We start from the raw sequence: 18,492 nt of genomic DNA on the forward strand, positions 1-18,492 counted from the left end.
CAAGCACTTCTGCAAGCGCTTACACTCTGTGTCTTGGCCACGTTCTGACCTGCGCGCGGCGGGTACGAGTAAACCTGGCGGGCTGCGGGACCGGGAAACCGGAAGGATTGCCTGCTGCCCGCCCACCCGAGAGGACGCTGCAAACCCTATGAGCGAATACATTGCTGACAACACCACGGCCTGGACAGGTGCCGCGGCCATTCTCTTTGACCTCGACGGCGTACTGACCCCCACGGCCATCATCCACGAACGCGCCTGGCAGCAGCTGTTCGAAGGTTACCTTCAGCAGCGGCACCCGGACGTGCCTGCATACGCTTCGAGCGATTACTTCGACCACATCGACGGCAAGCCAAGGTTCGACGGCGTCCGGGACTTCCTCGCGTCCCGCGGCATTGTGCTCCCTGAGGGCCCGCTGGACGACGATCCCGGGAATGAAACTGTCCACGGCCTGGGCAACCGCAAGAACAAAGTGTTCAACAGCATTGTTGCCGCGGGTGTGGATCCGTACCCCGGCTCGGTTAAGTTCATGGATGCTGCCGAGGAGCGCGGACTCCAGCTTGCCGTCGTCTCTTCCTCCCGCAACGCCCCCGCTGTCCTGAAGGCTGCCGGCCTGGACCACCGCTTCGAAGTGGTGGTGGACGGCGTCGTGGCAGCTGCCGAGGGCCTGCCAGGTAAGCCAAGCCCGGACACCTACACCTACGCCGCGCGCCTGCTGGGTCTGCCCAGCGAAGACTGCGTGGTCGTGGAAGACGCCGTCTCCGGCGTTCAGGCCGGCAAAGCCGGTTCCTTCCATGCGGTGATCGGCGTGGACCGCGGCGCGGGACGCCAGACGCTGACGGACGCCGGAGCCACGCTGGTGGTCAACGATCTCGACGAACTCCTGTAGCAGGAAAGGGCGCCTTCCCCGGGTGCCACTCAGCCGCCACAGCAAGAAACTTTTTAGAACAACTGCCTAAGGACCCCAACACCATGGCACTGGTAACACAAGATCGCCTACGTTTCCCTGATGATCCCTGGAAGCTGGTCGAAACCACCCACCGTCCCGGTGACGCGGGCACCCTGGAAACCCTTTTCGCCCTGGGCAATGGGCACCTGGGTGTCCGTGGCGCACATTGGTCTGCTGCCGACGTCGAACTTCCCGGCAGTTTCATCAACGGACTGCACGAGATCTGGGACATCCGGCACGCGGAAAATGCCTTCGGATTTGCCCGCACCGGCCAGCGCATCCTCTACATACCGGACGCCAACAACTTCACCGTGATTATCGACGGCGAGCCGCTCACCCTCGCGGAATCCACCGTTCGGGACTACCGGCGCACGGTCGATTTCGCCACCGGCATCTACGAATGCCGCATTACCTGGCAGAGCCGCTCCGGCGCCCTGGTAACTACCACCGAACGCAGGGCTGTGGGTTACGACGCCCGCGGCAACCTGGGGATTTCCCTGGAGATCGACGCCGACAGGGCAGTATCCGCGGACATCACTTCTTCTGTGATCAACCGGCAGGACCAGCCTGTGGAGGACCACTCAGAACATGATCCGCGCCGTTCCGGCCGGCACGCCGGGCGCGTGCTCCTGCCGGTGCGCACGGAAGGTTCCGACGGCTCCTTGCGCCTGTCCTGGGAGGCTGCAGTGTCGAAGCAGCGGGTCGGAATCGCCGTGGACCACTGGAATTCAGCCGGACTGCAGCCATTCGAGACGGTGGTTGACCAGGACGACAGCAGGGTCCGGTACATCCTGGCCCTGAACCCGGGCGAGCCGTTCCGGCTTGAGAAGAGCGTCAGCTACGCGGTGGCCCGCGCCCAGCAGGAGGAAGACGCCCTGGACACGGCGGAAATCGCTGAGGCGGCGCTGTTGCCCGTGGCGGAGATCTTCGCGGAGAGCCGGCGGCACTTCGAGCAGTACTGGGCCACTGCGGACATCCAGGTGGGTGGCCCGGACGGGCTGCAGCAGGCCATCCGCTGGAACCTGTTCCAGCTGGCGCAGGCCACCGCGCGGGCAGACGTTGGCGGCATCCCCGCCAAGGGAGTCAGCGGGTCCGGCTACGATGGCCACTATTTCTGGGACCAGGAGGTGTACCTGATGCCGTACCTGACGTACACCAACCCCGAAGGCGCCCGGAAAGTCCTGGAGTTCAGGCACTCGATGCTGCCCGAGGCCCGGATCCGCGCCAAGGAGCTCAGCGTGGACGGCGCCCTCTTCCCGTGGCGGACCATTAACGGCCTGGAAGCCAGCGCGTACTACGCTGCCGGCACTGCCCAGTTCCACATCGCTGCGGCGATCGCCTTCGCCACCAACCGGTACCTGTGGGCCAGTGGTGATGACGGCTTCCGCGAGGGAATGGGAGCCGAACTGCTGATCGAAACCGCCCGGATGTGGGTCTCCCTCGGGTTCTTCGGCAAGGACGGGCAATTCCACATCCACGGCGTCACCGGCCCGGATGAGTACACCGCCGTCGTCAATGACAACTTGTACACCAACGTGATGGCCCGCTTTAATCTCCGGGCCGCCGCGGCGCTGGAACACCCGGACATTAACGACGACGAGCGGCAGCTGTGGCGGGCCGCCGCGGACCTGATGCAGTTGCCGTTTGATGACCGGCTGCAGGTGTACTCGCAGGACAACGACTTCATGACCCTGGAGCAGTGGGACTGGACCACTCCGCGGGATAAGTATCCTCTGCTGCTGAACTTCCACCCGCTGGTGATTTACCGCCACCAGGTGCTGAAGCAAGCGGACACCGTGCTGGCCATGTTCCTGCAGTGGCAGGATTTCACCGCTGACGAAAAGCAGCGGGCCTTCGACTTCTACGATCCCATCACCACCGGCGACTCAACCTTGTCCGCGTGCGTGCAGGGAATCATGGCGGCCGAAGTCGGCTACACCAAGGCTGCCCTGGACCACTTCACGAACGCGGTGTTCATCGACCTGGACAATTCGCACAGCAATACGATCGACGGCGTGCATATCGCATCCGCCGGCGGCGTCTGGAGCTCGCTGGTCTGCGGCTTTGCCGGTCTGCGGGACCAGGGCCCGGTGCCGTTCTTCGATCCGCGGTTGCCCCAGGAGTGGAGCGGCCTGTCCTTCCATGTGCGGATCCGCGGCGGGCTGCTTTCCGTGGACCTGACCCCGGGCCAGCTGTCCCTGCGTACGGACGGGATGACGCTCGACGTCGACGTCCGCGGCAAGCTGGTCCAGGTAGGGCCTGAGGGCGTCAGCGTTCCGCTGGACACCATTCCCGTCCCGGAGCCAACTGTCTTCCCGTCCGGACTCCCGACGGCGAGCATCCCGGTGGTGCGGACCGGAATCTAGCCTCCGGGGAGGACGGGGCTTGTTGCTGGCTCCACCCCTTGGTCGCTGCCTTCAGCATCCAAGGGGTGGGCCAGTTCGTCCTGTGGCATTTTAGCGGCAATCATGGCGACGACGGCCAGCACCGGACCAATAGCGCCCGCCACCAGGAAGATCAGCCACAGGGGCATTACCTCAGCAGCCGGTCCTGCCAGTGCCATGGACAGTGGCAGCAGCGCCAGCGACACAAAAAAGTCCAGGCTGGAAACCCGGCCCAGCAGATGCGGCGGAACCCGGCGCTGCAACAACGTACCCCAAATAACCATCCCCGCACTGCCGGTGGCACCAAAGATCAACAGTGCCGCCGCCAGCACCCAGAAGCTTTGAATCAGTCCGACGGCGGCAAGCGGCATCGCCCCGGCCGCCCAGAGCGTCATCATCACCGTGAGGTAGCGCCGGGGGAGCTTCAGCGAGGCGGTGACCAGGGAACCAATCGCCCCGCCGACTCCCATGATGGCGAGCAGGAAGCCGAACATCCGGGCGTCCCCGCCGAGCTGGTCCCGCACCACGAACGGGATCAGCACCTCGATGGGGCCGATCATAAACAGCACGGAAAGGCATGCCCACAACAGGGTCCACAGAAGCCAGGGGGTGCGCAGCGTGTAGCCGATGCCCTCCCGCAGATCGTGCAGGAGTGTTGTTTTGGCGGCGGGCGCGGGCGTGTTCAGGGTGTTGCGGCCCAGCATGTTCAGGACCAGGAAGGCCAGCAGGTGGCAGGCTGCCACCCCGGCCACGGCGTACGACGGCGAGAGCGACGCCACCACCAAACCGGCGACGGCGGGCCCGGCCGCCTGCTGCAGCACGGGCCGGATGGTCCCTTCCATGCCGTTGGCCGCCAGCAGGTCCATGGGAGGTAGGATCCGCGGCAGGATCGCCGAGTATGCCGGGAAGAAAAAGGCCGCACCAACTCCCAGGATGAACGCGCCAACGGCCAGGTGCCACATCTGCAGCCATCCCGACATGGCCAGGCCGGTGATGCCGGCGATGACGGCAAGGTTGGCCCCTTCGACGCCGATGATCAGCAGCCGCTGCGGGAGCCGGTCCGCGGCAATGCCGCCCGCCAGGACAAAAGCCACCAGGCCCGTGCTGCCGGCGGCAGCGACCAGCGACAGTTCCAAGGGCCCGCCGCCGAGCGCAATGACCTGGTACACCATGGCAACGGCCCACATGCCCGAGCCGAAAATCGAGATGGCCAGCGCCGCGATCAGCACCCGGTAGTCACGGTGCACGAAGGGACGCAGGGCTCGGATGGTGGGCATGGAAGCAAGTCTAGGCGGCGGCCAACCGGGTAGCGCCACCTCTCGTGCTGCAGGTTAAAACTGCAGATTTACCCGATCAAGGAGGAACCCTTGAACGCTTACCCATATGGGTATATGTTTGTTGCCATGGCACGAGCAGCGACCACGTCGGACGTCTTTAACGCGATTGCCGAGCCCCGGCGGCGGGAGATCCTGGCGCTTCTGCGGACCGGTGAGCGTCCTGTGGCCGAGTTGTGCCGGGAGCTGGCGATGACCCAGCCGGGGGCATCCAAACACCTGCGGGTGCTCCGGGAGGTGGGGCTGGTGCGTGACCGCAAGGCTGGCAAGCAACGCCTGTACGGCCTTGACGCCCGCGGGCTGCAGGCGGTTCACGAGTGGACCGGCGGGTTCGAGCAGTTCTGGAACGCGAGCTTCGATCGCCTGGAGGCATACGTACAGGATCTTAAACAGGAAAGGCAAGAGGAGTAGATGATGAATATGACTGGAAGAGAATCGCTGGCGCCGTCCGCGACGGCCGACCGGGAGATCGTGATCTCCCGAGTGATCGACGCCCCGCGGGAGCTGGTGTTTGAAGCGTTCACCGACGTTCGGCACCTGTCGCAGTGGTGGGGCCCGGAAGGGTTCACCACCACCACCCGGTCCTTCGAGTTCCGCACCGGCGCTGAGTGGGACTTCGTGATGCACGGACCGGACGGCACCGACTACAGCGAGTGGATCACCTGGACGGAGATCGTCTCGCCGGAGCGGATAGTGATGCTCCACGGAGAGTACCGCGGTGACCCGGATGCATTCGAATCGGTCATCACGTTTGCAGCCGACGGGGAGAAGACCCGGATGGAGATGCTCACGGTGTTCCCCACCAAAGAATTGCGCAATGAGGCGATCGAGAAGCACGGCGCGATCGAGGGTGGTCAGCAGACGCTGGGCAACCTGGCTGCCTACGTCGCAGAGATCCTTCGGAAGGGAGCGGAGGACTGATGGCCGGAAGATAGGAGAAGTATTAAGCGTGCTTAGTGTCGATCGGCTTAGGATGGAGAGGCGCAGGCAGCAACCGCTGCCGTGCACGTAAACGAAGCGGACCTGAACGAAGGTGACCATGGCCAAGCGCGCAAACCCTGCCGTAAAAATTGCCCAGCAGAAGGCCCACGATGCCGTATTCGACGCCGAGGGCAAACCCAAGCCCGGCGTCCACAATATGCTGCTCCGCGCCGTCGAAATCCAGCGTCCGCTGGTGCTGGCCAACCTTCGCCGGTTGCAGCGAAGGCATCCTCAAGCCACAGCGGCGCAGTTGGCCGCCATCCTTGAACGCAACTACCTCGGCGCAGTAACCGGGGGCGGGGCACTCGTGGGCGCTACCGCCGTCGTGCCTGGGGTGGGAACGGTGGCGTCGCTGGGACTGTCCGCAGTGGCGACCGTCGGGTTCCTCGAAGCTACGGCCCTGTACGCGACCTCGCTCGCTGAACTGCACGGCATCCGGCTGACCAACCCGGACAAAGCCAGCACCATGGTCATGGCCATCATGCTGGGCGAGGAAGGAACCACCCTGCTCGGCAGCCTCAGCGGGCAGGCACGGGGCGCGGGCGGCGGCGCACCCAAAGCCTGGGGTGGCATCCTGTCCAAGGCCATGCCGCTCTCCGGTTTCGGATCAGTCCGCGCACGGATCCAGAAAGCCTTCCTGCGCAGCCTGCTCAAACGGCAGGGCACAGCGCTGCTGGGCCGGGCCCTGCCGTTCGGCATTGGGGCAGTGGTGGGCGGTGCCGGTAACCTCGTGATGGGCCGCGCCGTCATCGCCAATGCGAAGGAGGCGTTCGGTCCGCTCCCGGACACCATTCCGGGCGAACTCCGTGCGGTGGCCACCGCCGCGGAGCCACCGGCGATTGAAACGCCCGGCCCGGAAGGCAACACCCTTGGATCTCAACGCTGACCTCGGCGAATCATTCGGCTCCTGGACCATGGGCAACGATCCAGCCATGTTCCAGATTGTCACCAGCGCCAACGTGGCCTGCGGATTCCACGCCGGTGATCCTGTGACCATGTTGGACAGCTGCCGTGCGGCCTTTGAACTCGACGTCACGGTGGGGGCCCACGTGGGGTACCGCGATCTGGCGGGCTTCGGCCGCCGGGCCATCGAGATGTCCTTCGACGAGCTGTTCGGCGACGTCCTCTACCAGCTGGGAGCACTCGACGGCGTGGCGCACGCCGTGGGTGCCTCCGTTGACTACGTGAAGCCGCACGGAGCGCTCTACAACCGGACCTTCCACGACATCGAGCAGGCCTCCGCGGTGGTGGCCGCCATCCAGGCCTACGATCCCGGCCTGCCAATCCTGGGCCTCCCCGGATCACAACTGCTGGAGCAGGCGCGCGAGGCAGGCCATCCGGTCTTTATCGAGGCCTTCGTGGACCGCGCCTACCAGCCGGATGGAACTCTGGTGCCGCGCAGCCAGGACGGTGCAGTGCTGCACGACGCCGGCATGATCGCCGAGCGGGCCGTCCGCCTGGCGACGCAGGGCGAGGTGGTCGCGATCGACGGCAGCGTGGTGAACGTCCGCCCCGACTCGCTGTGCATCCACGGCGACACTCCGGGTGCGGTGGACATGGCCGTTGCCGTGCGGGATGCACTGCAGCGTTCCGGCGTGGAACTCGGGCCGTTCGCTTAACAGCTCCAGCGGCCGCCCGGCCGGGGTCCCTACCCGAACACCAGGTGTGCCACCGTGAAGATCGCCAGCCCGGCCAACGATCCCACTACGGTGCCGTTGATCCGGATGAACTGCAGGTCCTTGCCCACCTGGAGCTCGATCTTCCGTGAAGTGTCCTCGGCATCCCAGCGGGACACGGTATCAGTGATCACGCCGGCGATGTCCGAACGATAGGTGCGCACGAGGTACCCCGCAGCGTCGCCAATCCAGGTGTTCACCTTTCCGGCCAGCTCGACGTCGTCAACCAGCCGGTTGCCGAAGTCGCGCACAGCGCTCTTGAACCGGATGGTGAGTTCGCTCTCCGGATCTTCGACGGCGGTGAGGAGCGCGTTCTTGACGGTAGCCCAGGTGCGTGAGGCCAGTTCGCGGACCTCGGGATCGCCCAGGATCTGGGACTTAATGTGCTCAGCGCGGGCGATCATGGCTGGATCATGCTGCAGATCCTTGGCCAGCGTGTTCAGGTAGGTGTCGATGGATTTCCGGACCTGGTGCTCCTGGTCTGCCTGCACTGCCTGGGCAAACCTCAGGATTTCCAGGTACACCTTGTCCGCAACGATCCCATCCACGAACTGCGGAACCCACGTCGGCGAGCGGTCCGCCACCAGCCTGGTGACCGTCTGGTGGTTGTCGCGGACCCAGTCGGCTGCACGGTCGACCAGCAAGTCAACCAACGAGTGATGGTGGCCTTCGGTGAAAATCCGTTCGGCGAGCCGGCCCACGGGAGGCCCCCATGGCGGAGCCAGCAGATGCTTACGCACCATTGCCTCGATCACTGCCTGGACGTCGTCGTCGTTCAAAACCTTAAATGCCCCGCGGATGGCGGCTGCACCCTCCTTGGCCACCCGCTCGGCACCGCCGGGACCGGACAGCCACTGCCCGGCCTTGCGGGCGACGTTGATGCTGGCCAGTTTTTCCTGGACCACCTGCTCGGAGAGGAAGTTGGTCTCCACGAATTCGCCCAGGGACGCACCGATCTGGTCCTTGCGGCGCGGGATGATGGCCGTGTGCGGGATCTTGATGCCCATGGGGTACTTGAAAAGCGCCGTCACGGCGAACCAGTCCGCGAGGGCGCCCACCATGCCGCCCTCGGCCGCGGCGCGCACATACTCAAGCCACGGATAGTCATCCTGAAGCGCGAACGCGACGACAAAGATCACTGCCATGAACAGCAGCAGGGCCAGCGCCAGGGCTTTCATCCGGCGCAGCGCGGCAGCTTTTTCGGCATCGCCGGCGCTGAGATCGGAGGGTCCTACGGCGGCGGGAGGCTTCCGGAAGGGCGGAGCCTCGTGGTGGCCGGGACCTGCGGGGGGTGTTGGCTCAGTGTTCACCTGCATGTGCCCAGCCTAGTGCCGGTCACTGACACAGGGTTGGCTAAGGTTTCTTCATGACATTTGACGAGTCCTCACCTGCCCGTCCGCTGGTCTACGCCCACCGGGGAGCCAGTGCCGCGTTTGCCGAACACACCCGTGCCGCATTTATGCAGGCCCTGGCAGAAGGCGCTGACGGCGTGGAATGCGATGTCCACCTGACCCGCGACGGCCATGTGGTGCTGATTCACGACACCACACTGGACCGCACCTCGGACGGTACCGGACCGGTAGCCGAGCACACGTTGCATGAACTGCGCCAGCTGGATTTTTCTTCGTGGAAGGGCACTCGAATTCCGGAGGCTTACGGGGCCAAATCGGAACAGTTCCTGACGCTGGAGGACCTCCTGGAAATCCTGCTGGGCGCCGGCCGTCCTGTTGGCCTTGCCATCGAGCTCAAGCATCCCAGCCCGTATCAGCTCAAGCTGGAGGACCGGGTGCTGGAGGTTCTGGAGGAACATGGCTGGACTCCGGAGGGATCTGTGGTGGATAACATCAGCGTCTCTTTTATGAGCTTCAGCTCCGACTCCATTTCCCACCTGTTGCGCACTGTTCCGGGCGATTTCATCTGCCAGCTCGTCCACGAGGTGGATCTGCAGGACCTTCGCGAGGACCACGGGCTTGGCCCGATCGCCGGCAGCGCCGTGGCCAACGTGATGAGGGCCGCCCAGCTGGATGCAGAACGAGTTCTGGACGACTGCCAGGTGCTGCTCGCCGGCCCCGGCATCGAGTATGTACGCCAGCACGCCCGGACGGTGCAGCGCTGGATGGACTCGGGTCGCCGTTTTCGCGTCTGGACAGTGGACAGCGAGAGGGACGTGGCGCTGTGCCAGGGACTGGGCATCCATGAGATCACCACCAACAAGCCAGCCAAGGTCCTGGCCCAGATCGGCAGTCGGGTAGCCACCGCAGCCTGTGATTGAGTAGGGGGATGCGTGTGAAGCTGCTGGAATCGCCGGCCGTCCGGGTTGGACTGTCCCTCAGCGTTGCCACAGGCCTCTATGGCGTCTCCTTCGGCGCGCTGTCCGTCACCTCAGGCCTTGATTTCTGGCAGACCATGGCGCTGAGCCTGCTCCTGTTCAGCGGCGGCTCGCAGTTTGCCTTCATCGGCGTGGTGGGCGGTGGTGGCTCCGGGGTTGCAGCTATGAGTGCCGCCACCCTGCTGGGCATGCGCAACGGCATATACGGCATGCAGCTCAACGCCCTGTTGCGGCCGAAGGGCTGGCGCAGGTTCGCCGCCGCGCAGGTGACCATCGACGAATCAACAGCCACCAGCACCGGGCAGACCGATCCTGACGAACAGCGCCGTGGTTTCTGGGCAGCCGGGATCGGCATTTACGTCCTCTGGAACCTGTTCACCGCCGTCGGGGCTTTGGCCGGAAGCGGCCTTGGCGATCCGAAACAGTGGGGGCTGGACGGCGCAGCAGTCGCTGCTTTCCTGGCGTTGTTGTGGCCGAGGCTCAAGGGCCGCGAACCGGTGGCGATTGCCGTCGTCTGTGCTCTGGCCACTGTCCTGGCGGTCCCCTTTGTTCCGGCCGGCGTCCCGATCCTGGTGGCCGCTGTGGTGGCTGCCGCCGTGGGGTGGTTCAGCCACGGGCGCAGGGATGAAGGACTGGAGCCCGACGTCGACCCTTACGACGAGGAACACACGCACCGTCCCAGAGGGAACACCAAAGGGAAGACCGAAGGGAAGGCTCAGGGCGAGAGCCAGGGGAGCCCGGCAGCAAGGCACCAGCAGGAGGACCTACTATGAACCTCTGGCTGTGGATCCTGATCGCCTGTGCCCTAGCCTATGCGTGGAAAGTGGCCGGCTACCTTGTGCCAACGAAGCTGATGGAGAACCCCCGGATGTCCCGGATTGCCGGGACCATGACCATCGGCCTGCTGGCATCCCTGACCGTGGTCAATGCCCTGGCCACGGGGCAGTCGCTGGTTCTGGATGCGCGCATTGGTGCCTTGGCGGCCGCTGCGATTGACCTCACCCTTCGCGCCCCCTTCCTGGTGGTAGTGCTCGCCGGCGCGGGGACAGCGGCAGGACTAAGGCTTCTCGGCTGGGGTTAGGGCAAGGGCCCGCACCTCTGGTGCTGTGGTGGTAAACGGCCACCCGGGTTAGCATGAGAGTGGCTATGCAGTTGGCCATGAACCTGACCGTCGGCGGACTTCGTCGTTGTAAGTGGGGAGCATGGACAAGAATCGGCATCGCACCAATAATTCCAAAGCTGACAATTCCATTTGTGTTCCAGCCGTCCAGGCAGTGGCCGGAACAAGGCCCAAACGCTTCTACCGGGAGTTTCCTGCGCTGCAGGCTGTACCCGTAGACGAACTGGTTACCTTGCAGTTCTATCTTCAGGACGCTGCAGGCCCGGAGGCCTCAAGCTCCTCATGGGTGCTCTTAGCGGCGGTCGACCAGGAATTGAGACTGCGGGCAGGCCGGTCACCGGACCCGTTTGCCAGTAAGGGAGAAGCGGGAAGCATGCCGTAGCAACCAAGCCGCGAACTGGAAGGACCGCCATTCCATGAACCACGAATCAGCCGCTCGCCCCGGGGACTCCACCGGATCCCTGTCTACGCGCGAACTCCGCGACCTTGCCCGCCGTCGTCGGGAAGCCGAGGAGAAGCTACAGCAGCACCTCAAGGAAGCTGAGCACCACACGCCCAACGAAGGGCTGCACGAGGGCCACGATCACGTGCGCGAGTAACGCATACCGGCAAGTACGCGGGAAGAACCCTGTACTTATAGCTCAGGTACGTGTAGATCCCGGCCGGTCAGCCCAGCGTGGTTCCCGGGAAGGGATCACCGGGCAGGGGCACCTGCGCCGGAAGCTTACGGGCCAGCCGCTGGGTGCGGAGGGCATCCTCCACCAGCGCCAGCGGGCGTCGCCAGGCATCCGAGCCGGGTTCCATGGTGTCCACAGCGCCAATCAGCATTGCCAGCAGGCGCACCATGTCCGTCAGTGAAACATCGTCGCGCAGGGTCCCCTGGCGCTGGCCACGGCCTAACAGGACACCAACTGATTCGATGAGGCTTTCGGTAATGCCGATCAGCAGTTGACGCCGGCCGGCCACCGCTCCCAACAGGTTGGCGTCCTCGCTGGAGGCCGACATGATGGCCTCCATCACCTGGAAGAGTCCGGCTGCCGAATCTTCCTCCTGGAGTGCCTGGGCGATCACCGGATCGACGCGGCTGCGCAACTGCCGGTCCAGGGCCGCCAAGACCAGGTCCTCCTTGTCTGCGAAATTCCGGAACAACGTAGCGGGACCCACTCCCGCCGCTGTGGCGATGGTCTGCAAGGGCACATCGGGGCCGTATTCCCGGAAGCACTGGGTGGCTGCGGAAATGATTTTGTCCACGTTTCGGGCGGCATCCGCGCGGAGGGGCTTGCGGTCTGCAGCGACGTTCATTCCACCAGATTAGCCAACGCGTGCCACCGGTGGTGGGTTACCCTGCAGTAGCCCAAATTTGTGACGCTGGCGGGCCTGCTGCAGGCTGCAGACGCATGGCAGACTGGCCTTATGTTGCTTGCATTTTCTGTTGCCCCGTCCGGAACGCCATCCGAATCCGTTGCCTCCGGTAGCGGCGCCGGTCCTGCAGGGGCCACCCCGGCAGGCGCCTCCACTCCGGGCGCCTCCGGCGCGTCAGTCCACGACGCCGTTGCGGCCGCCGTCAAAGTGGTCAGGGAGTCCGGATTGCCCAACCGGACCAGCTCCATGTTCACGGAGATCGAGGGTGAGTGGGACGAGGTATTTGACGTCGTCAAACGCGCCACCGAGGCAGTGGGCCGCTACGGCAGCCGGGTCTCCCTGGTGATCAAGGCCGACATCCGCCCGGGCTACTCCGGCGAGCTCACAGCCAAAGTGGACCGGCTCGAGGAAGCGCTCGGCAAGCAGGACTAGCGCGCCGCGCACGACGAAAGCCGCAAATCTCAAGCAGGCCCTTCCGCCTTGGACCATCCGGTGCCAGACTGTGGGCCATGTTCGAACACAAGGTCCAGCCATCCTGGGCGGCGGTGGAGCAGTACCTCAGTGCCGCCGTCGTCCGTCCTGATTCGTCGCTTCAGCGTGCGGTGGAGTCTGCCACCGAAGCCGGGATGCCTGCCATAGAGGTGGCACCGAACGCAGGAAAGCTGCTCAACCTGCTGGTGCGGATTTCCGGCGCTAAAAGGGTCCTGGAGATCGGCACCCTGGCCGGATACAGCACCATCTGGATGGCACAGGCCCTGCCGGAGGCCGGCCGCCTTGTCACGTGCGAATACCTGCCCGAGCACGCAGCCGTTGCGCAAGCAAACCTGGAGGTGGCCAGCGTGGACCAGAAAGTGGAGATCCGGGTGGGCGCGGCCCTGGATATCCTCCCGACGCTGGAAGCTGACGGGTCCGAGCCCTTCGATTTCGTGTTCATCGACGCGGACAAGCAGCACAACACCGATTACCTTGATTGGGCCATCAGGCTGGGCAGGCCGGGAACTGTCATCGTCCTGGACAACGCGGTCTGGGAAGGCGTGATGCTGGACCCGTCGATCGACGATGTCAACGGACCCGGCATCAAAAAGGCCCTGCAGATGCTGGGAGAGGACCCCCGCCTGGAGGCAACGGTGATACAGACCGTCGGCGCCAAGGGGTGGGACGGATTCGCCCTGGCAGTGGTGCGCTAGCGGCTACCTCTTATCCCCGTTCTGCTGTTCGCGCAGTTCCCGCCCGCGCCTGACGTCCTCCTCTTCCTGCGCCTGCAGTTTCTCGCTCTTCTTCGTGTCGCGGGGCGGCAGTTGAATGGTTTCTTCCGCTTCGATGCCGGCCTGAAGCTGGCGGCCCCGCTCGGTCTCGGCGTCGAATTCGGCACCGAACAGAAGTGACATATTCAAGATCCAGAGCCACAGCAGCATGATGATCACGCCACCGATGGCTCCGTAGGTCTTGTTGTAGTTGCCGAAGTTTGCCACGTAAAAGCCAAATCCGAGCGACGCGACCACAAATACCAGCAGCGCGATGAATGAGCCCATACTCATCCACCGGAACTTGGGCTGCTTGACGTTGGGCGTGGCGTAGTACAGCACCGCAATCAGGAGCACCACCAGGACCACAATTACCGGCCACTTAGCGATGTTCCACACCGTCAACAACACCTCACTGAGGCCAAGTGCGCCGCCCACCGCCTCGGCCACCGGCCCGCTGAGCACCAGCATGCCTGCCAAAAGTGCGACGGCGACAAGGGACAGCAGCGTTACCGCCAGCATGGTGCCACGGAGTTTAAGGAACGGCCGGCCCTCGTCCACTTCGTAGACGCGGTTCATTGCCCGGCCAAAGGCCCCCACATAGCCGGAGGCTGACCAAAGGGCCGTCAGGAGGCCGATCACGAAGGTGAATCCTGCCGCAGGTGATGCCGCAAGTTCCTCGATGGGTCCGCGGATGGTGTCCATCGTGGAGCCTGGCGCGACGCCCTGGACAATCTCCAGCAGCGCGGAGGTTGTCCGGGAGGGATCTCCAAAAAGGCCAAGGATGGAGACGAGGGCAAGGATGCCGGGAAACAGGGACAACACGGCGAAATACGTCAGGGCTGCGGCGAGGTCCGGGCACTGGTCCTGGCTGAATTCACGGAAGGTTTTTCCGGCGATATATTTCCAGGACGGTTTGTTGAGGTCCGCTGGGCTGTCCGGCTTCCGTGAATCGTCCGGTGCGGGTGCGTTGGCACTTTTTGCAGTGCTGGTTTCGGGCTGGTTGTTACTGGCGGCCACTTGGCTATCCTTTCGATGCTGGCATGTTCCTGCAGGCAATGGTTCCTGCCGGTCAAGCAGCGCGGCCGGCCCTCCCATGGTGCGGGACAGCCGGCCGGTGGCAGGATGCTGAGGATCAGGAGTTGCTGAGATTACCCCTGGCGTCGTCGGCCCGGCCCTTGACCTCCGAGGCAGCGTCCTGGCCCTCGGCCTTGACGTGCTCGGCGGCCTCGGCCGCGGTGGCCTTGACGTTTTCGACGGCTTCCATGGCCGGTTCCTTCAGACCCTCGGCCATATCCTTGGCGGCCTCGGTCAGTCCACTGGTGACCGGTTCCGCTGCGGACTTCAGCTGTTGGGCGGCTTGGCGCTCCTTTTCGCTGGCCGGGAGCAGGGACCCCAGCAGGAGCCCGGCGCCGAAGGCAACCAGGCCGGCGGCGAGCGGGTTTCCCTGCGTCTTGGCCTTGACCTGGTACGGTGCGTCCTTAACGGCATCGCCGGCGTCGTGCATTGCCGAACCCATGCTGGATCCGGCGTCGTGCATTGCCGAGCCCATGCTGGATCCGGTGTTGTCGGCAGTGCCCATCACCTTTTCCTTGGCGCCGAAAATGGCGCTTTTGACCTTATCCGTCTGCCGGTGGACGACGTTTGATGGAGTGACCTTGTCGGCCACGGCGTCGACGTTGGTACCAAGCCGACGGCGGGTTGCTTCGATATCTGCACGGATGGCGTCCGGGTTCTCGCTCATTTTCTGTCCTCACCGGGTTTGAGTGTTGATGGAATTTCCTGAAGGGTCTCGGTGGTTTGGGGGAGGCCCTGTACTTCCTTGAGCTTCTTACGGCCAATACTGGCCAGAATGGCTGCCACAATGCCCCAGAGCACTGCCACGACGACGGCGGACCAACCCAGTCCCATCAGCTCACCCAAGGCGTACCAAAGGGCGATGGAGAGGAAGAGCAGTACGAAGTGCCCGGCAACGCCGGCGCCGGCCAGCATGCCGCCGCCTTTTCCGGCACGGCTTGCCGTCTGCTTCATCTCCGCCTTGGCCAACTCCACTTCCTGACGGATCAGGGTGGACATATCGCGGGTGACGTCACCGAGCAAGTCGCCGAGCGAGGTGTTGTCCGCCTTGACGTGCGCCTCGCTGGGGGGCATCTCGGACGACGAACTCATCGGGGACCCCCTGTTTCCGGCCAGCCCGTCTCGGGGTCATCCGCAAGCGGAGTTCCGGTGCCTGGGCCGGTTCCCGGGTAGGGGCCTGCTCCCGTGCTGGTGCCTGCTCCGGTGTACGGATCGGTACCGGCCCCGGTGTGCGGATCGGTACCGGCGCCGGTGTAGCCCGCGGTTGTGGTCGCGGGGCCCGGCAGTTCGACGGCAGGCGGCGGTACTGCGCCACCATAGGCAGGCCGCACCGGTGCTCCTGCGCCATAGGCGGTGCTGCGTGTCCGGTCATCTGCGCCGGAATCCCCGCCCCCGGCCAGGCTCCGGCTAAGCCGCCCGGCCAGGACGCCGGCTCCGGCAGCCAGCAGAAGGAACGTGCCGGGCCGTTGCCGGGCAAATGACTTGACCTCGTCGAGGAGGGATCCGGGGTCCCGGCCTTCCAGCCACTGGGCAACGGAAGCGGAACGGTCCGCGGCCTGGCGGACCAGGTCGGTCGCCATTCCTTGCTGGTCCGAGGATGAGGCCATGGACTGCAGCTCATCAGAGATGGACCGGATTCCGGAAGCGACCTTCTGCTGCTGTGCGCCCGCCTGGCCGGCCAGGTCCTCCCGCGCTTGGTGGAGGAGGTCCTTGGCGTTGTTCTTGGCCTCGGCAGCGACGGTGGAGGCCTCATCCCTGGCGGTCTCCGCCACATGCTGCGCGGATTGCCTGGCGGTCTGGGCAACCTCTGCGGCCTCACCCTTAACGGCTTCCTTGGTGGAGGAACCCTGGTTCGCGCCGGTGGTGGATGCCGTGCCGGTGGTACCGGTAGCCGGTGTTGGATTTAGTGGGTCCGGAGGACGCGTGTAGGCGGGGTCCTCGGTCCATTGGTTCTCTGTCATCTTCGCTCTCTCTTTCCAGGAAGCAGGGTACTGATGCAGAACCAGCGGTACTGGCCGCAAGATAGTAAGCATGATTACTATCAATAGGGTACCTACCCCCGCAAGGGGCTTTCTACACAGCAGGCGACAAATTTTTCGCCCGTTAAGGGACGTTCAGGAGAACGTTGTTTAATAAGTAGGCTTATGGTTTCCTGTTTGATAAGTCTTGCCGCAGGCTTCCCGTGACCCGGGGAACAGAAGGAGCCAGCCCATGCCCGACTTTCAAGCTGCACTCGTTGATTGCCCGCCGCCGGCAGAAGCGTTTCAGGTCGCGGAAATTCAACGTGTGACGGTCCCGCCGCGGGGAGCGGGCCGGCTTCAGCAGACGTTCAGGGAGCACCTGGTTCTTGACTACCTGAACCTGGCTGAGTCCATTGCTTCGAAGTTCGCCACGCATGGCCGCGATCGGGCGGACCTGACGCAGGTTGCCTACCTTGGCCTGGTCAAGGCGGCCAAGGGCTTTGAGGAGTCCAAGGGGGACAGCTTCGCCGCCTACGCAGCCCCCACCATTACCGGCGAGCTGAAGCGCTACCTGCGTGACCGCTGCTGGATGGTTCGTCCGCCCCGGCATATCCAGGATCTGCGCTCGCAGCTCCTGCGGGCCGAGCGGGAATTGGGCCAGCAGCTTCGCCGGGAACCCACCGAAGCTGAGTTGGCTGCAGAACTTGACGTGGATGTTCGCGAGATCCGCGAGGCCTACATGGCCTATTCGAGCATGCGGCCGGATTCCCTGGACAGCGCCGCGAGCCATGACCAGGTACCGTCCCTGGCCGAATCGCTGCCGCACGGCACCAACGAAGACGGCGATCTGGTGGACGTCCTCTGCCTGGGTCAGGCCATCCGCGAACTGGACCCCGCAGACCGGGCGCTGCTGTACGGCCGGTACTACTGCGAGGAATCACAGGCAGAGCTGGGCCGGAAGTTTGGCATGTCCCAGATGCAGGTCTCCCGGAGGCTCGCCCGCATTCTGGTGGCCCTGCAGCGACGGTTGGTGGACGATTCTGACTTTCAGGGCAGCTTCCAGGAAAACCCTCAAAGCAGCTTGAGCTCCCGGATGGCGGCCAGGGAATCGTCAACGGTCACGGCCAGCAGTGCCGGGTCCGGTGTCGCAGCAAAAGTGTCACCGCGGCGGAACTCGGGACGCGTCAGCGCCAGGTGAGGACCTGGTGGCGGCCCCCAGATTTCCACAGGCGCGGGGCCGAACAACACCACCGACGGCGTTCCGTAGGCGGAAGCCAGGTGGGCCGCGCCGGTATCCGCGGAAAAAACCAGGCAGGCTGCTGCAACGGCTGCGGCGAATTCGGCCAAGGAAAGCTCGCCGGCCACAACCGTACCGGAGGGCAGCCCTGCCTGCTCCGCCACATTCAGGGCACGCTCTCGCTCCGCCTGGCTTCCTGTAAAGATGACCTCATGGCCGGCGCCAACCAGCTGGGTCGCCACGGCCGCGAACCGATCAACCGGCCATAGCCTGCTGCCGTACGCCGCGCCCACGTGCACCACGGCCGCTCCTGGAGCGGGACTGGCGACGCCGGGCGGCTGGAGCCGGCAGTCCAGGGGGTCCGCTTCGATGCCGTGCCACTGCAACAGGCGGGTCCAGCGCTCCCGTTCCGCTAGTTCGTCGCACCAAGGCGGGCCGTTGAATCCTGCTCCCTCATGGGTAATCACCCGGGCAGCATCCAGGGCGCCGATCCGGTGTTGGCTCTCCGGCCCGCTACCGTGCAGGTTTACGGCAATATCCACCACGCCAGGTGGCAGCGGTACGGGTACGTCCAGGCCGTGCGTGGGGAGCAGTTCCCAACCTCCCACAAGCTCGACGGCGTCAGCGAGCCAGCCTTGGGCCGCGTACAGCCTGCGGTGCTCCGGGAAGGCCCGCTGCAGGGCGTGCAGGGCCGGGACCGCCACCAGCAGATCGCCGAGCTTCAGGGCCCGCAGCACAAGGAGTATGGGCTGCCCGCTGCGGGAGGATCCAGGTGAGGACGCAGTGAAGGGCGTTGCGGAATGTGTGGCGGACGGGGCTGATGAAGGTGCTGGGGCCACGC

20 protein-coding genes and 1 pseudogene are annotated in these 18,492 nt (G+C 64.8%); 13 read left to right on the forward strand and 8 right to left on the reverse strand.

The window, feature by feature from the left end:
• Positions 1-148: 148 nt before the first annotated feature.
• Together ACWA13_RS02425 and ACWA13_RS02430 are read left to right on the forward strand one after the other, a co-directional pair.
• Positions 149-886, forward strand: coding sequence for an HAD family hydrolase (locus ACWA13_RS02425; protein WP_463936586.1), 738 nt, complete (start codon positions 149-151; stop codon positions 884-886).
• Between the two features lie 83 nt (positions 887-969).
• Positions 970-3,312: a glycoside hydrolase family 65 protein gene (locus ACWA13_RS02430; protein ID WP_463936588.1), complete on the forward strand. Its 2,343-nt coding sequence runs from the start codon at positions 970-972 to the stop codon at positions 3,310-3,312.
• Here ACWA13_RS02430 and ACWA13_RS02435 read toward each other — a convergent pair.
• Positions 3,309-4,607, reverse strand: coding sequence for an MFS transporter (locus tag ACWA13_RS02435; RefSeq protein ID WP_463936590.1), 1,299 nt, complete (start codon positions 4,605-4,607; stop codon positions 3,309-3,311). The two genes, ACWA13_RS02430 and ACWA13_RS02435, sit on opposite strands and share 4 nt — an antisense overlap.
• Before the next feature lie 90 nt (positions 4,608-4,697).
• Between ACWA13_RS02435 and ACWA13_RS02440 the strand changes: the two genes are divergently transcribed.
• The 4 genes from ACWA13_RS02440 to ACWA13_RS02455 all read left to right on the forward strand — a co-directional run bounded on the left by ACWA13_RS02440 (position 4,698) and on the right by ACWA13_RS02455 (position 7,264).
• Positions 4,698-5,075 carry an ArsR/SmtB family transcription factor gene (locus ACWA13_RS02440; RefSeq protein WP_463936592.1) on the forward strand — a complete coding sequence of 126 codons (378 nt, stop codon included), beginning with the start codon at positions 4,698-4,700 and terminating at the stop codon, positions 5,073-5,075.
• Positions 5,076-5,084: 9 nt separating this feature from the next.
• On the forward strand, positions 5,085-5,585 hold the full coding sequence (locus ACWA13_RS02445) for an SRPBCC family protein (protein ID WP_463936594.1): 501 nt from the start codon (positions 5,085-5,087) through the stop codon (positions 5,583-5,585).
• A gap of 118 nt (positions 5,586-5,703) precedes the next feature.
• The gene (locus tag ACWA13_RS02450) at positions 5,704-6,531 is read left to right on the forward strand and encodes a hypothetical protein (RefSeq protein WP_463936596.1); all 828 of its coding nucleotides are present in this window, start codon (positions 5,704-5,706) and stop codon (positions 6,529-6,531) included.
• A complete protein-coding gene (locus tag ACWA13_RS02455) occupies positions 6,515-7,264 on the forward strand; it encodes a LamB/YcsF family protein (RefSeq protein WP_463936598.1) in 750 nt (249 codons plus the stop codon). Before ACWA13_RS02450 ends, ACWA13_RS02455 begins: the two co-directional genes overlap by 17 nt.
• Positions 7,265-7,293: 29 nt before the next feature.
• Here the strand turns inward: ACWA13_RS02455 and ACWA13_RS02460 are convergent, their stop codons facing one another.
• Positions 7,294-8,637 (reverse strand): DUF445 domain-containing protein, encoded by a 1,344-nt coding sequence (locus tag ACWA13_RS02460; RefSeq protein WP_463936600.1) that lies wholly within the window; start codon positions 8,635-8,637, stop codon positions 7,294-7,296.
• A 50-nt stretch (positions 8,638-8,687) separates the two neighbouring features.
• Between ACWA13_RS02460 and ACWA13_RS02465 the strand changes: the two genes are divergently transcribed.
• The 4 genes from ACWA13_RS02465 (at position 8,688) to ACWA13_RS02480 (ending at position 11,369) form a co-directional block, all read left to right on the forward strand.
• Entirely contained in the window at positions 8,688-9,593 is a 906-nt protein-coding gene (locus ACWA13_RS02465; protein WP_463936602.1) for a glycerophosphodiester phosphodiesterase family protein, read from the forward strand.
• 14 nt (positions 9,594-9,607) lie between these two features.
• Positions 9,608-10,423 carry an AzlC family ABC transporter permease gene (locus tag ACWA13_RS02470; RefSeq protein WP_463936604.1) on the forward strand — a complete coding sequence of 272 codons (816 nt, stop codon included), beginning with the start codon at positions 9,608-9,610 and terminating at the stop codon, positions 10,421-10,423.
• Positions 10,420-10,731 carry an AzlD domain-containing protein gene (locus ACWA13_RS02475; protein ID WP_463936605.1) on the forward strand — a complete coding sequence of 104 codons (312 nt, stop codon included), beginning with the start codon at positions 10,420-10,422 and terminating at the stop codon, positions 10,729-10,731. The genes ACWA13_RS02470 and ACWA13_RS02475 overlap by 4 nt, the downstream gene beginning before the upstream one ends.
• 455 nt (positions 10,732-11,186) lie before the next feature.
• Positions 11,187-11,369 carry a hypothetical protein gene (locus tag ACWA13_RS02480; protein ID WP_463936607.1) on the forward strand — a complete coding sequence of 61 codons (183 nt, stop codon included), beginning with the start codon at positions 11,187-11,189 and terminating at the stop codon, positions 11,367-11,369.
• Between the two features lie 67 nt (positions 11,370-11,436).
• On the opposite strand, the gene ACWA13_RS02485 is transcribed toward ACWA13_RS02480, so the two are convergent.
• A complete protein-coding gene (locus ACWA13_RS02485) occupies positions 11,437-12,072 on the reverse strand; it encodes a TetR/AcrR family transcriptional regulator (protein ID WP_463936609.1) in 636 nt (211 codons plus the stop codon).
• Positions 12,073-12,183: 111 nt separating this feature from the next.
• Between ACWA13_RS02485 and ACWA13_RS02490 the strand changes: the two genes are divergently transcribed.
• Together ACWA13_RS02490 and ACWA13_RS02495 are read left to right on the forward strand one after the other, a co-directional pair.
• Entirely contained in the window at positions 12,184-12,564 is a 381-nt protein-coding gene (locus ACWA13_RS02490; RefSeq protein ID WP_463936610.1) for a thiamine-binding protein, read from the forward strand.
• Between the two features lie 77 nt (positions 12,565-12,641).
• Positions 12,642-13,319, forward strand: a complete 678-nt coding sequence (locus ACWA13_RS02495; protein WP_463936612.1) for an O-methyltransferase — start codon at positions 12,642-12,644, stop codon at positions 13,317-13,319.
• Between the two features lie 3 nt (positions 13,320-13,322).
• On the opposite strand, the gene ACWA13_RS02500 is transcribed toward ACWA13_RS02495, so the two are convergent.
• From ACWA13_RS02500 to ACWA13_RS02515, 4 genes are all read right to left on the reverse strand, one after another.
• Entirely contained in the window at positions 13,323-14,396 is a 1,074-nt protein-coding gene (locus ACWA13_RS02500; protein ID WP_463936614.1) for a YihY/virulence factor BrkB family protein, read from the reverse strand.
• Between the two features lie 115 nt (positions 14,397-14,511).
• Positions 14,512-15,120: a DUF3618 domain-containing protein gene (locus ACWA13_RS02505; protein WP_463936616.1), complete on the reverse strand. Its 609-nt coding sequence runs from the start codon at positions 15,118-15,120 to the stop codon at positions 14,512-14,514.
• Positions 15,117-15,545, reverse strand: a complete 429-nt coding sequence (locus ACWA13_RS02510) for a phage holin family protein (RefSeq protein WP_463936617.1) — start codon at positions 15,543-15,545, stop codon at positions 15,117-15,119. Before ACWA13_RS02510 ends, ACWA13_RS02505 begins: the two co-directional genes overlap by 4 nt.
• Positions 15,542-16,414 carry a hypothetical protein gene (locus ACWA13_RS02515; protein WP_463936618.1) on the reverse strand — a complete coding sequence of 291 codons (873 nt, stop codon included), beginning with the start codon at positions 16,412-16,414 and terminating at the stop codon, positions 15,542-15,544. The genes ACWA13_RS02510 and ACWA13_RS02515 overlap by 4 nt, the downstream gene beginning before the upstream one ends.
• A 250-nt stretch (positions 16,415-16,664) precedes the next feature.
• On the opposite strand from ACWA13_RS02515, the pseudogene ACWA13_RS02520 reads away from it, so the two are divergent.
• A pseudogene (locus tag ACWA13_RS02520) lies at positions 16,665-17,432 on the forward strand (sigma-70 family RNA polymerase sigma factor); the annotation flags it as partial.
• A 53-nt stretch (positions 17,433-17,485) separates the two neighbouring features.
• Here the strand turns inward: ACWA13_RS02520 and ACWA13_RS02525 are convergent.
• Positions 17,486-18,397 (reverse strand): glycosyltransferase family 9 protein, encoded by a 912-nt coding sequence (locus ACWA13_RS02525; RefSeq protein WP_463937995.1) that lies wholly within the window; start codon positions 18,395-18,397, stop codon positions 17,486-17,488.
• Between the last annotated feature and the right edge of the window lie 95 nt (positions 18,398-18,492).

The sequence above is a fragment of the Pseudarthrobacter sp. TRD_SC_9 genome, from assembly GCF_055361265.1.